The sequence below is a fragment of the Bradyrhizobium sp. USDA 3262 genome (assembly GCF_054060035.1).
In genome coordinates this window covers 3,334,989-3,348,810 of record NZ_JBSSCT010000001.1, presented here as the reverse complement: position 1 = coordinate 3,348,810, position 13,822 = coordinate 3,334,989, and the positions used below count along the sequence as shown (strand labels likewise).

Below are 13,822 nucleotides of genomic sequence, written 5' to 3'. Positions count from 1 at the left end.
CCCGACCTAACCATCTGTAATATTTACGCGGTAGTGGCTTGGACGGCCTTGAATCGTACGTAGCGTCACATTGTACGATCTCTCGGTCGTTCGCGATGATACTTGGCAGATGATACCCGGCAGATGATCATTGGCAACCGAGCCAAGCCGCACTGTATAGTCTGGGGCAATCGTGCAATGCCGTGCGTTCATCGTTGGCTATGGCAGTTATCTGGGACAGCCGGTCACTGATCAATAGGGCTCTGATTGCGCATCGTCGATATTTGTTGCCAGAGGTGGGATAGTGACGGCCGATATCGTTGATGTATGCGTTGTCGGGAGTGGTGCCAGCGGCTCGACCGTGGCCTACGAGATCGCCCAACACGGTTTGCGAGTGCTCCTTCTCGAGGAAGGTCGGGCGCTTCCCCCCGGCGCCTCGCTGGCGAGCGTCCAAGATGGTATGGATACCGCCCTAGTAAGGTCTGCGGCAGGTACGTTGACGTCGTTTGGACGTCCCTGGACTGTGCGCGCGCTCGGCGGCGGAATGACTTTGTATGCCGGAATAGCCTTCCGCTATCGGACCATCGATTTCGATGCGCGAGCGCATGTAGCCGGAGACGCGCTTGACCCTACCTGGCCGATCAACTACGCCGAACTACGCCCGTTTTACGAGGAGCTAGAACGGCGCATGGGAGTGGCCCGCCTAGCCGGAGCGGACCCATTCGAACCACCGAGCGATCCTCCCGTTCTGCCCCCGCATGATTACAGCGCGAAGGGGCGGTTGATCGCCGATGCCGGCGGACGCTTAGGCCAGCTGCCTTTTCCCACCCCGTTGGCAATCAACTCCGTACCCTATCGCGGCCGGCCAGCCTGTGATTGCGACGGACCTTGCAACGAACACTCGTGTCCTACCGGCGCGAGGGCCGACGCACGTTCGCCGTTCACAGATGTCGCCCTGCCGCCCGGCGCGCTGACGGTTGCAGTCGGCAGCAAGGCTGTACGCATCGATCTGGCCAACGTCAGCCGCGCGGATTCGGTGGAATGGCTGGACACCCTCAGCCGACAACGTGCGCGGGTCCGCACCCGCTGCGTGGTACTCGCCGGAAATGCAGTGCAGTCTGCCGCGCTACTGCTAAGATCGGCTCAGCGGGCAGCGCCCAACGGCATCGGCAACGCCTCCGGCATGGTCGGCAGTGGCATCTCGTTCAAAATCAGCGGCTACGTGTCCGGTAGCATCGCAATAGATCCGATGTCCGCGCGCCCGCCCGGTGGCCCATTCTCCACCGTTGCGATCTCTGATCACTACCTGGACGAGGAGGCTCCTTCGGGGCTCGGCGGAATGATCTACGAAGCAAGTCGGGTTGAGCGCACGGACCACGACGGAAAGATAACACTACGGTTGCATTTCCTGGCGGCCGACCAACCCATGCACAGCAATGCGGTCCGACTGGCTACCAGCCTGGATCGGCTGGGTTTGCCGAAGATCATTCTCGATTACTGTACCCATCCGCTGGACAAACGCCGATTAGGCTATTTGTGCCGACGCGCGTCGAACTTGCTGGCGGAGGCCGGCGTGAAACAAGTCGATTTTCAGGATTCCAACTATCAGTTCGGCAGCGGACATCTGCATGGCGGCTGCCGTGCCGGCGTCGACCCGACACAATCCGTGGTCGACCGCTGGGGCCGGGTGCATGACATCGACAATCTCTATGTCGCGGATGGCGGCTTCTTTCCCTATTCCGGAGGCGTCAATCCGACATTCACCATTCAGGCGAACGCCCTGCGGATCGCTCGAAGAATAATCACGCAGCTCACCTAAGGGCATGATTATCAAACGGAGACGGCTGATGTCGATCGCCACCCCGACTGCAACCGTGGCCGCGACCGACGCGCACAGATCAGCACTGCGCCGCGCATTGCGCGTCACCGCGTCGGAAAAATGGGATCTCAACAGGCGCTTTCCGGTCGTCATGACGCGCGCTTCGGGTGCGCATGCATGGGACATCAATGGACGGCAATATGTCGATTTCACTTCCTGTAGTGGTGCCGCGCCGCTCGGAGCCGGATACGAGCCGGTCTTGGCGCACGCCGTCGCCGAGATGCGCCGCACCGGCGGCGTATTGCCCGGGCCGCTATCCGTGCACCGGGTTGAACTGGCCGAACGGTTGGCGGAGATCTTCCCGGTGGCGGAACGCTCAATTTTCTTCCGCACGGGATCGTGTGCGACTACCGCCGCCGTCCGCCTTGCCCGCGCATTCACAGGGCTGAACCATGTGCTTACCAGCGGATATCATGGCTGGCACGATTGGCAGTTGCAGGACCGACCAGAGATGGGGCTACCCAATCGGGACCGAGACAGCGTGGATTTCCGCTACAACCTGGACTTGCTCGACGAGTTGGCAAGCGTCCAGCGCGTCGCCGCGGTGATCGTCACCCCCGAGGTCAACTTCTTCCCGCCCGAATACCATCAGGAACTACAGAGGCTGGTGCATCGGCACGGCGCCTTGCTCATCCTTGATGAGGTGATGACCGGATTCCGCTATGGCATTGGCGGCTACCACGTAGCGGTCGGCCTCACGCCCGATCTGATCACGCTGAGCAAAGGACTGGCCAATGGAATGGCGTTATCCGCAGTCGCGGGTCGCGCGGACGTACTAGCCGCCGCCGAGAAGACATACCTGGGCAATACCTACCAGCGCGAGGTTACCCCGTTTGCGGCCGCACTGAGCACCCTACACGCGCTGCGCGACGGGATCTTGCTGGCTCGGATGCGCGAGGTTGGCAAGCAACTGATCAAGGGGCTCAACGAGGTCTTCGTCAGACAGCAGGTCGCGGCATGGGCATTCGCCTGGCCGACTATGTTCGATGTCGTATTTGCCAACCCCGAACTTGGCCACGCCTTTTTCCAGGAGATGTGGGCCCGGGGTTTCCTCATGCAGTACGGTGGCCGCTTCATGCCATCGGCGGCGGTATCCGACGCCGATGTGCAGGCGGCTGTCGAGGCCGCTGGAGAGGCCCTGCCGGCGGCTCTGTCCCGTATGGAGAGCACCGGCGGCGACGGGGATCCAGTCGCCGCCGCTGTACGGTTCGCCAGGGATCATTTCGTGGCCACCCCGGGAGCGGTCAGGCGCTGGTTCACCGGACCCGTCTGCGGATGAGCAGGCATTTTCCAACCGAGAACACACCCATGCCGCTGCCCAATCCATTTTCCACATCGCCGGTGCTGCTCGGCGGCGAGAACCGCTCTGGCACCACATTGCTGAGCATCGTGCTCGATTCGCATCTGGATCTGGTAGCCGGTCCGGAGATCGACTTCCTCGAACCGCCCAATCTCGGTCCGCACATCTTGAGCGCGATCGACCTGCTGGCGGCCGGCGATTCCCGTGTCGTGGGCATGACCAAAAACACGGTCGATCCGTTTTGGTATGACGGGGTGCATTTTGTGGTCCAGTGCCGCCGGTTCGGCCTCGACTTCGATGATATGCGTGGGTTGGTCAGCAAGGTGATGGTCGAGATGGGGGACGACATTGTTTCGTTCGCCGCCCGATGCCGCCTTATCAACGAGATGGGCGAGTTGCGCCGAGCTCGTAGTGGGGCCCGGCGCTGGGGCTTGAAACTGCAGCGCAAGATTGCCCACACCGACGCCTTCGCCCGGCAGTGGCCGCGCGCACATTTCGTGCATATCGTGCGGGACGGCCGCGACGTTGCCGCCTCTCATCTGAAAACCGTCCCTGATTGGGGATACCGAACTGTTGCCGACGCCGCGCGCGGTTGGCTGGAAGTGGTATCCCAGCCACATAAAATCGCGCCGCCTGGCCGCTATCTCGAGGTGCGTTACGAGGATCTTGTAGGCAGTCCCCGTCCCACCCTGGCCCGAATCCTGGATCACCTCGGCTTGCCTTGGGATGAGGCCGTGCTGCGTCACGCTGAATACGAGCACGTATTGTTCGAACAACCGCACGGCCATCCGGCCGCCGAGGCTGCGGGGAAGCCGCTGCACCGAGGCAGGATCGGTCGTTACGTCCAAGATCTGACGCGAGCCCAGATCGAGGAATTCGAGCAGATCGCCGAAAGTGAGCTGAGCCGACTTGGGTATCTGTCGGCTCCCCGCCTGTCTGGCGACGCGTGAGCCGCCCGCGCTGTTCCGCCGCGCCTCGTGGACTGCCACGAAGCTATCTTGCGCTGCTCGTCGGCCAGACCATTTCGCTGCTGGGCTCTAATGTAACCTTGCTGGCGCTGCCGCTAACCGCAATCACGTTGCTGGACGCGGGACCGGCGCAAACGGGGCTGCTGTTGGCCTGCGGTCGAGCGCCGTACCTGGTGGTGAGTCTGTTCGCCGGGGTCGTCGTGGACCGCCTCCCGCATCGGCGGATCCTTTTGACCGCCAATCTGGTGATGGCGGCGACGCTGGCCACAATTCCCTTGTTCGCCAACCTTGGACATCTTGGACTGGTTCAGTTGTACACGACGAGCATGCTGGTTGGGGTTGCCGCAGTGATCGCTGACGTGGCTTATCTGGCGTGCATACCCACCCTGCTAGATCGCTCACAGCTGGTTCGGGCACAGAGTTCATTGGAGCTCAGCCAAGCGGGCGCGATGGCAGCAGGTCCGTTCCTGGCCGGTTGGCTCGTCAACGAATTCTCTGCCCCGACCGCAATACTGGCGGACTCGATTTCATTTTTGCTTGCCGCCGCGTTGCTGTCTCTGGTGCCCCTGCGTAACGCTGGGTGCTCGGAGGCCGCGCCGAGAGCAGTGCTCGGCCAAGTCGCCGAGGGTTTGGTAAGCCTGTTCGGCAATCCGGTTTTGCGGGCAGTCACGTTGGCGAGCGGCACATTCATCTTTTGGCACAACGCGTATTCTGCGGCGTTTCTGCTGCATTTGACCAAGGATCTCGGGTTTGACAGCCGGCTCGTCGGCATGGCGCTCGGCATCGGTGCGCTTGGCGGTGTGGTCGGTGCGGCTAGCTCACCGCGGGTGGGCCGGGCGATCGGCCTCGGCCCAACTTTAATGATCGGTTTGGCGGTGAGCGCCGGCGGAATGAGCTTGGCGGCCCTGCTCACCCAGCCCTGGTGGGCCGCAGTGGCATGCGTGACCCTCTCTCAATTCATGCTGTGGATCGGCCAAGGGATCTACAACGTGCAGCAGGTTCCCATTCGATATGCGTTGGCCCCGCCGCACTTACAGGGCCGGATCAATGCGAGTATCCGCAGCGTGGTGTGGGGACTGGCCTCATTGGGGGCGCTCGCCGGCGGCGCGGTCGCTGCTGCGACGAGCCTGCGCACCACGTTGCTCGCGAGCAGCGTGCTTGGCATGGCCTCCATAGTGTGGATTTGGCCGCTGCGCCAGGCGCGCAGCTTGCGTCTATGACCGCGACGGACTGGCTCATGGACATCAAAGAATTTGGCGATCTTGATCGGCAGCCTGGGCGGCTAATGGTTTGGCGGATCAACGTCACCGAGCCGATCAGCTGGCGGGCTGACCCGCGCCGCCCGTCCTATGTGCAAGAGGAACATCTTCGCTCTGCGGACGATGGCCGACCGGGCTGGCTCGGCGCAGCATTCGAGTTGCCAGGCGAGCTCAATGCCGCTGCGCTGACCAAAGCGATCCTTGGCTGGGTCGATCGGCACGAGGTATTACGCAGCCGATTGGCCAAGGATGGATCGGCAATGCGTCGCGCCACGATTGATCCAGGCGCTGCAGCGCTTGAGCAAACCGTGGTGAGTGACTGCGCCGATAGCGGCGAAACTGCTCAGCTGCTCGAAAAACTGTTTGACGCGGAGACCAACCCGCTGCGCTGGCCGGCGTACGTCTTCGTGACGATCAGCCGGCCGACATCCACGAGCCTCCTGCTCGCCTCCGACCACTCTGTTAGCGATGCCTACTCGATGGCCTTGGTACCGTATGAGATCCACGAACTGTACACAGCCGCGATCCGTCGAGTGGAACCCCAGCTGGCGGCGGTGCACAGCTATCTGGATCACGCCGAGGCCGAACGAGAGCGATTGACCGATCTAACCGATGACCATCCTGCTATCTGCCATTGGCGCGAGCTGATCGCGGCGAACGGCGGTCAATTGCCGGACTTTCCGCTATCATTCGATACGCCGGAGAAATCCTTGCAGCGGAGCGGAAAAATGTGGCTGCTCGATGCGGCTGGCGCATGCGAATTCGATCGCGGCTGCAGGTCCCAGGGCGGAAACGCGGCGACGGGAATTTTCGCCTGTCTGGCGCTGGCAGGAAAGACACTGGCGAACCAACGACAATTCCACGCCGTTGCACCCTTTCACACCAGGTACGATCTGCGATCGATGCGTTCGGTTGGATGGTATGTCGGGATGAGCCCGGTGAGCTTCCGGGTGGCCGATACGTTGCCGGAAATCCTGAACGCCGCCCGGTTCGAACTCAAACGCGCCAAGAAAACGGCTCAGGTGCCATTTTCAAAGGCCATGGAGCTGCTCGGCACCACACTGCGCGACCGTTTCATGGTATCCTATATGGACAATCGGACGGTGCCCGGATCGGACCGCTGGCCCCATTGGCGGACGCGATTTCTGATTAGCCGTAGCTCCGATGCGTGCGAGACATACCTATGGATCAGTCGCTGGCAGGACGGAATTTCCGTGAACTTCCGCCACCCTGGTACAGCCACCGCGCGAAGTGCGATGGACAACTATCTTGCTGAGGTGGCCGCGCAGGCCCATCTGATCAGCGGCGCCCGTCCGCTACCGCGGCTCTCAATCGACTGACAGGATGGCCGAGAGGTTAGCGTTCTTGACCAAGAACCGCTCGCGTTACGATCACGATCATTCGGGTGACCGGAAGGGAGCTAAATTAAGGAGCCGAGAGCGCCATCTGCTCCGAGGCGGGCGCAAGCATAGGCCCTATCTGCTCTATCTTTTGGTTCGGGCGACTTTCTCGCGCGTGGCTTTGCGAGCGATCAAGATGATCCTCGCCAGAGGCCAAGTCGACACAATTCTTGCTCCGGACAGCAACGTGCGTAGTGCCGACCAGGATTTCGGGTCTACCACCAGCCAGATATTGCGATCAATTGCGAGTTAGCATCCTCACATCCATGCCTTTCTTGCATTGAGCTAGCGATGGCACGGTCATTGCAAGTCTTCGTTCAATGAATGGATTCGCCCCCACACGGCAGGCGTTGATTTTACGGGATCATGCGCTGATGCAGGCATATTCGTGCATGAAGGCGCAGAGGCTCATCGACGATGCTTTGTGCCAGCGACGTATCACGGAATACAAGCTGCAGCCGATGAGCGGCGACGAACTCGCTATCCAACGCCCCACTGGCGATTGACTTGGGCTGGAGACGAATGTTTCGGCATGACGGAACAATAGCGGTGGAAAGCGCGTAATTGAAGTGGCGCATCTTAAGGATCTACGAGAACTGATGCAGCTGCTTTGGCATTTGTTCGAAGCAGTGAACCGCCTTCCGAGGGGGCCAGAGCATACAGCAGCAGTTCGGACGATTAAGCGCTTTGAGCGTCGGCTGGCAGTATTGGTTCAGGCATCTGAGAAAGCTCGAGCTGCTCGCCCCGGAGTCGCGAGCCGTGCCGCCCCGCCAAACAAATGATCGTCAAACGATAATAGTATTTATCGAAGGTACCTAAGTGCGCTATCGCCAAGGCCTGCATAGCGACCGAGACGGGAACGTGAGGCTTGCAGCATCCATTCGCGCGGTGATCGGCCGTCCTGCGGCGCTGCGCCGCAGAGAATCCGAGGCAGGTCTTCCGGGGAATGACGACCAGGGCCGGATGTGATAGGCGCTAGAAGCGTGTATTCTTAAGCAATACATCACCTTCCACAGCGCGGGGATAATGAGCCGCCACTTCGAATGACGGCAATAGATCAAGAATAGCCTGCAGCGACAGCTGACCTTCGTAGAGCTCTCGGTCGCTATACTCCGTGTACACGAAGCGCGTATTGCTCAAGGTCTGCATGCCGCCTGCAATGACGTCGGCCTCCGCGCCTTGGACATCCATCCAAATGAAGTCAACCGTGTTCAGCTTAGCCTCGCTGCACCAATCGTCCAGCCGCCGGGTTTCAACCGAGAACGGGCGATCGAACCGAACCCAATCATACTCGGTAAGATGGTTTTTCGGTCGGCGTATCGAGCCGGAGAGATCCCATTCTTTTGCTTCTCCATCTGCATTGCTTGGATGGAAATCGATCGTCCCGTTTCTATCACTGATCGCGATTTCAAGCAGCTGCACCTTATCGAGGGAAAGGCCCAACTTCTTCTTGAAGCGCGCGATCGCCCGAGGGTCCGGCTCGAAGCAGTAAAGCTGAGCTTGTGGGCACAGGGTAAGAAACTGTTGCGTATCGGTTCCGTCATTGCAGCCGATATCCAAGATGACCGGATCGGGCTTCTGAAGAAGTGAAACGATATGCTGATGTACTTCTACAGACGACACAGGTTGTTTTCCTATTGGCGCGGAGATCGGTTGGATTCGCCATCAACTTCGCAATCACACGCCAGACGCTTCGGCACAACGTATATCAACGTATATAATCCATATGCCGGTCCCAATCGCCTTGATCCATCAGCGCTATGCAGCGCCGTCGACGCAAAACAGCCCGGCCGTATAGTTTTCCTTTAGCCAGTTCGTACGAGCAGCTTTGCTCGCAGGGCCGACAAGGAAGAGCCGTGAAAAAGATAGGGAAGGAGACTGTCGGCGCTTGATTGCTATCCCATTCGTGGGCCGTGATCGGCCTGATCTTGTTGCGCCGAGCGTGCACGACCTTGATCCATGCGCGTGACGGTAAACTCATATTTTGACGAGAAGCAATGTCAGGTTGGCAACAGCTTGGCGAGCTGTGTACACAAAAACGTTTGCTTCCCGACGAATGCACGAGCGGGCCAAGCGAGAGATTCAGCACGATTGCAGGCAGATCGCTCGGCTCATCTTTGGCCTGGCTCTTGCAACAATGAGGCTGCTCAAAAGGCGCCCATTGTCAACTCGTTCAAATGCTCAGGAGGCCTACATGAATTTCCGTCCGCTTCACGACCGCGTCGTGGTCAAGCGCATCGACGCTGAAGAGAAGACAGCTGGCGGCATCATCATTCCCGACACAGCCAAGGAAAAGCCCTCGCAGGGCGAAGTCGTCGCGGTTGGCCCAGGCGGCCGTGACGAGACCGGCAAGTTGATTCCGATCGACGTAGAGGTCGGCGATCGCGTGCTGTTCGGAAAGTGGTCAGGGACCGAGGTGAAGGTCGACGGTCAGGAGCTGTTGATCATGAAGGAGAGCGACATTATGGGCGTTCTCACCGATGTGTTTTCCAAGAAAAAAGCCGCCTAGTCCCAGCCCTCCACATCCACTCCGCCCTTGACAAACGCCTTGCCCGGGCGCGTCGAAGGATGAGAAACTGAACTGAGGAAATTCGATTATGTCAGCCAAGGAAGTCAAGTTCGGCGTAGAAGCGCGAGACCGCATGTTGCGCGGTGTCGACATTCTCGCCAACGCCGTGCAGGTCACCCTCGGTCCGAAGGGCCGCAACGTGGTGCTCGAGAAGTCGTTTGGCGCTCCCCGCATCACCAAGGACGGCGTCGCCGTCGCCAAGGAGGTGGAGCTCGAGGAGAAGTTCGAGAACATGGGTGCCCAGATGGTGCGCGAGGTCGCGGCCAAGGCAGCGGACGCCGCCGGTGACGGCACCACCACCGCGACCGTGCTTGCGGCTGCCATCGTGCGCGAGGGCGCCAAGTCGGTCGCCGCCGGCATGAACCCGATGGATCTGAAGCGCGGTATCGACCTCGCGGTCGAAGCCGTCGTTGCGGACCTCCAGAAGAACTCGAAGAAGGTCACCTCGAACGAGGAGATCGCCCAGGTCGGCACCATCTCCGCCAACGGCGACGCCGAGATCGGCAAGTTCCTCGCCGACGCCATGAAGAAGGTCGGCAACGAGGGCGTCATCACGGTCGAGGAAGCCAAGTCGCTCGAGACCGAGCTCGACGTCGTCGAGGGCATGCAGTTCGACCGCGGCTACATCTCGCCCTACTTCGTCACCAACGCCGACAAGATGCGCGTTGAGATGGAGGACGCCTACATCCTGATCAACGAGAAGAAGCTCTCCTCGCTGAACGAGCTGCTGCCGCTGCTCGAGGCCGTGGTGCAGACCGGCAAGCCGCTGGTCATCGTCGCCGAGGACGTCGAAGGCGAGGCCTTGGCCACGCTCGTCGTGAACCGCCTGCGTGGCGGCCTGAAGGTCGCGGCCGTCAAGGCTCCGGGCTTCGGCGATCGCCGCAAGGCCATGCTGCAGGACATCGCGATCCTGACCGGCGGCCAGGCCATCTCGGAAGACCTCGGCATCAAGCTCGAGAACGTCACGCTGCAGATGCTCGGTCGCGCCAAGAAGGTGATGATCGACAAGGAGAACACCACGATCGTCAACGGAAGTGGCAAGAAGGCCGACATCGACGCCCGCATAGCCCAGATCAAGGCGCAGATCGAGGAGACCACCTCGGACTACGACCGTGAGAAGCTGCAGGAGCGCCTCGCCAAGCTCGCAGGCGGCGTCGCGGTGATCCGCGTCGGCGGCGCGACCGAGGTCGAGGTGAAGGAGCGCAAGGATCGCGTTGATGACGCGATGCACGCGACCCGCGCGGCTGTCGAGGAAGGCATTCTCCCGGGCGGCGGCGTCGCCCTGCTCCGGGCCTCCGAGCAGCTCAAGGGCCTGCGCACCACGAACGACGACCAGAAGACCGGCGTCGAGATCGTGCGCAAGGCGCTGTCCTGGCCGGCCCGGCAGATCGCGATCAACGCCGGTGAAGATGGCTCGGTCGTGGTCGGTAAAGTCCTGGAGAAGGATCAATACCCTTACGGCTTCGACGCGCAGACTGGCGAGTACAGCAACCTTGTCTCCAAGGGCATCATTGACCCGACCAAGGTCGTGCGCATCGCGGTCCAGAACGCCTCCTCGGTGGCGGCGTTGCTGATCACGACGGAAGCGATGGTTGCCGAGCTGCCGAAGAAGATCGCGCCCGGTCCCGCGATGCCTCCGGGCGGAGGCATGGGCGGCATGGACTTCTGATCCCTCCTCTCAAAAGGATCGACAGGCAGAACCCTGGCAGCAATGCCAGGGTTTTCAACTTCGGGCAAACTTGCAACCACACCGCCATTGTCAGGCTGAGTTGGATCGGCAGTTGGCCCCGAGAAGCACAACGGCCGAAGCCATCCAGCCGTTTATATCAGCGACGCTCCGACCCAGCCCAAGATGGCTAGTCTGACTTTTCTCCCGGCGCCGCTCGGCTTGAAAATGAATCGGGCTCCCACATGGATTTCCGGGGCTGCTGAACCGGAATCCGCAACCGCTGTTCCCAAATTGGCTCCCTTCGCGGCATGGTTCCAAAGTAAGCGGCAAAGAGACCCCGTCTGGCGGAGTGGGTAAGCGATCGGCTATCGGCTGCTGAGTTTGTGAGCCGATGTGAGCTTCTATGTCTGCGCCTAGTTCTGGAACTAGAACCTTCCATATGATCGAAGCGGTTGCCGAGCGTCTTGAGGGAGCGCCGCGGCAGCTTCGCCGACGCTGGTCGGACGAGTTTAAGGCGCAAGTTGTGACAGAGGCGCTGGAGCCTGGCGCGAGTGTCTCGGCGATCGCCCGCCGGATTGGCATTCACCCGTCGCAGCTGTTCGCCTGGCGCCGTGATGCTCGGGCAGAGCGACATTGTCCCGCGCGGCACTCGAGTTGCGAGGGTGTGGTGGTGTCTGCGGCAGGCGCAGTGATCGAAATTGCCATTGGCGAGGTGATCGTGCGCGCCGGCGTGGACGTCGACGAGGCGCAGTTGCAGCGGGTGATCCGGGCGGTGCGTTCGGCATGATCCCCTCCGGCGTGAAGGTGTTCCTGGCTAGCCATCCAGTCGACTTCCGCAAGGGTATCGATGGCCTTGTTGCGCTGGTACGCGATGCCGGCTCAGATCCGTTCGATGGTTCGCTTTATGTGTTCCGCGCCAAAAGAGCCGACCGAATAAAGATCGTATGGTGGGATGGCTCTGGCGTGTGCCTTTATTTAAAACGGCTTGAGAAGGCGAGGTTCTGCTGGCCGCGGATCGGACATCATCGGGTGCAGCTGAATGCTGCGCAGTTGATGGCCCTGGTCGATGGGATGGACTGGAAGCGGGTCCGGACCGCGGCGGTCAAGCCGCCGGAGATTGTTGGGTAAAAGCACTGCGGCGAAGTGAATCAGTGAGCTGAAAGGGCAAGAGAACAGGGGCAAAATGTGCTCTGGTAGGCCCAATGATGCCGCCCGATCTCAACCTCCCAAATGACGTGGAGATGCTAAAGGCCATGGTGCTTGCCATGGCCGAGAAAGCGGCCCGCGCCGATGCTCTGGAGAGTGAGGTCGCCGATCTCAAGGCCTGCAACGCCGATGCCGATGCGCGCATCGAGCGACTGACACAGATCCTGAAGGCCTTCGACCGCGCCCGGTTCGGCCGACGATCGGAAAAGCTCGGCTCTGCGAATGGCGACGTCGAACAGCAAGCCTTTGTCTTCGAGGAGATCGAGACCGGCATCGCTGCGATCAAGGCCCAGGTCAGCAAGGGCCGTGCGCAAGCGGATAGCAAGCGTGCACCGCGTCGGCGCAAGGGCTTTGCGCCCCATCTGGAACGGATCGAAACTGTCATTGAGCCGGAAGAGCTGGCTGAGCATGCCGGCAAGCAGAAAGTGCTGATCGGCGAGGACGTGTCGGAGCGTCTGGATGTGGTGCCGGTAAAGTTCCGTGTGATCGTCACGCGCCGTCCCAAGTATGCGTTCAAGAACGCGGACGGCGTGATCCAGGCGCCGGCCCCGGCCCATATCATCGAAGGAGGCATTCCGACGGAAGCGCTTTTGGCCCAGATCGCCGTCGCCAAATATGCCGACGGCCTGCCGCTCTACCGGCAGGAGGCGATCTACGCCCGCGACAAGGTCGAGCTAGACCGCCAGTTGATGGCGCAATGGATGGGCAAGCTCGGCTTCGAGCTGGAGATCCTGGCCGACTACATCTTCAGCGAGGTCAAGAAGGCCGAACGGGTCTTTGCCGACGAAACCACTTTGCCGACGCTCGCTCCGGGCTCCGGATCGACGAAAACGGCCTATTTGTGGGCCTATGCCAGGGATGACCGAACGTTTGGCCGCGACGGTCCCCCGATGGTGGCTTATCGCTTCGAAGACAGCCGCTCCGGCGAATGCGCGGTCCGGCACCTCAATGGTTATCGCGGCATCCTGCAGGTGGATGGCTATGCCGCCTATAACAAGCTCGCGCGATCCGATCGCGGCAATGATGGCATCACATTGGCTGGCTGCTGGTCACACTGCCGGCGCAAGTTCTACGAGTTACATGTTGCAGGGAGCTCAGAAGTGGCAACGGCGACGGTCGAGCGGATGGCGAAGCTTTGGCAGGTCGAGAAGACCGTGCGCGGTCAAAGCCCCGACGCACGCGTCGCCGCGCGCCAGCAAGCCTCCGCGGCGATCGTCGCAGATCTCTTCGACCTCTGGCAGCAGACCTTGCGGCGGATCTCCGGCAAATCAAAACTGGCTGAGGCGATCCGCTATGCCGTCTCGCGCCGCGCCATCTTCGAGCGCTTCCTGGCCGACGGCCGCATCGAGCTCGACTCCAACATCGTCGAACGCGCCATCAGGCCACAAACAATTACGAGAAAGAATAGTCTCTTCGCTGGCAGCGACGGCGGCGGACAAACCTGGGCGACTATCGCAACACTGCTGCAGACGGCGAAGATGAACAACATCGATCCGTTCGCCTGGCTCGCCGTAACGCTTCAGCGTATCGCCAACGGTTGGCCGAGCAGCGAACTCGACGCGCTTATGCCATGGAACCACGCCGCCTGACGGC

General features: G+C 61.0%; 11 protein-coding genes. 10 read left to right on the top strand and 1 reads right to left on the bottom strand.

The annotated features are described in order from the left end of the window. Positions 1 to 283 precede the first annotated feature (283 nt). Genes ACVWYP_RS15445 through ACVWYP_RS15425 form a run of 5 tightly spaced genes read left to right on the top strand, consistent with a single transcriptional unit; the run spans position 284 to position 6,725 of the window. On the top strand, positions 284 to 1,798 hold the full coding sequence (locus ACVWYP_RS15445; RefSeq protein WP_080583617.1) for an FAD-dependent oxidoreductase: 1,515 nt from the start codon (positions 284 to 286) through the stop codon (positions 1,796 to 1,798). A 28-nt stretch (positions 1,799 to 1,826) separates the two neighbouring features. Next, positions 1,827 to 3,137, top strand: coding sequence for an aminotransferase class III-fold pyridoxal phosphate-dependent enzyme (locus tag ACVWYP_RS15440; protein ID WP_196238238.1), 1,311 nt, complete (start codon positions 1,827 to 1,829; stop codon positions 3,135 to 3,137). Positions 3,138 to 3,166: 29 nt separating this feature from the next. Further along, positions 3,167 to 4,108 carry a sulfotransferase family protein gene (locus ACVWYP_RS15435; RefSeq protein WP_253592503.1) on the top strand — a complete coding sequence of 314 codons (942 nt, stop codon included), beginning with the start codon at positions 3,167 to 3,169 and terminating at the stop codon, positions 4,106 to 4,108. Next, entirely contained in the window at positions 4,105 to 5,346 is a 1,242-nt protein-coding gene (locus ACVWYP_RS15430) for an MFS transporter (protein WP_240536984.1), read from the top strand. Before ACVWYP_RS15435 ends, ACVWYP_RS15430 begins: the two co-directional genes overlap by 4 nt. Positions 5,347 to 5,363: 17 nt before the next feature. Beyond that, on the top strand, positions 5,364 to 6,725 hold the full coding sequence (locus ACVWYP_RS15425; RefSeq protein ID WP_233475763.1) for a condensation domain-containing protein: 1,362 nt from the start codon (positions 5,364 to 5,366) through the stop codon (positions 6,723 to 6,725). A 1,035-nt stretch (positions 6,726 to 7,760) separates the two neighbouring features. Here the strand turns inward: ACVWYP_RS15425 and ACVWYP_RS15420 are convergent. Continuing rightward, positions 7,761 to 8,408 carry an FkbM family methyltransferase gene (locus ACVWYP_RS15420; protein ID WP_016845960.1) on the bottom strand — a complete coding sequence of 216 codons (648 nt, stop codon included), beginning with the start codon at positions 8,406 to 8,408 and terminating at the stop codon, positions 7,761 to 7,763. Positions 8,409 to 8,979: 571 nt separating this feature from the next. Here ACVWYP_RS15420 and groES point away from each other — a divergent pair. The 5 genes from groES (at position 8,980) to tnpC (ending at position 13,818) form a co-directional block, all read left to right on the top strand. Beyond that, complete coding sequence (gene groES, locus ACVWYP_RS15415) at positions 8,980 to 9,294, top strand: co-chaperone GroES (protein ID WP_016845959.1); 315 nt, start codon at positions 8,980 to 8,982, stop codon at positions 9,292 to 9,294. 88 nt (positions 9,295 to 9,382) lie between these two features. Beyond that, the gene (groL, locus tag ACVWYP_RS15410) at positions 9,383 to 11,023 is read left to right on the top strand and encodes a chaperonin GroEL (RefSeq protein ID WP_168858704.1); all 1,641 of its coding nucleotides are present in this window, start codon (positions 9,383 to 9,385) and stop codon (positions 11,021 to 11,023) included. A 439-nt stretch (positions 11,024 to 11,462) separates the two neighbouring features. Continuing rightward, a complete protein-coding gene (locus tag ACVWYP_RS15405) occupies positions 11,463 to 11,810 on the top strand; it encodes a transposase (protein ID WP_018270221.1) in 348 nt (115 codons plus the stop codon). Beyond that, complete coding sequence (gene tnpB, locus ACVWYP_RS15400) at positions 11,807 to 12,151, top strand: IS66 family insertion sequence element accessory protein TnpB (RefSeq protein WP_016844268.1); 345 nt, start codon at positions 11,807 to 11,809, stop codon at positions 12,149 to 12,151. The genes ACVWYP_RS15405 and tnpB overlap by 4 nt, the downstream gene beginning before the upstream one ends. A 74-nt stretch (positions 12,152 to 12,225) precedes the next feature. Next, the gene (gene tnpC, locus ACVWYP_RS15395) at positions 12,226 to 13,818 is read left to right on the top strand and encodes an IS66 family transposase (protein WP_209945864.1); all 1,593 of its coding nucleotides are present in this window, start codon (positions 12,226 to 12,228) and stop codon (positions 13,816 to 13,818) included. Positions 13,819 to 13,822 lie beyond the last annotated feature (4 nt).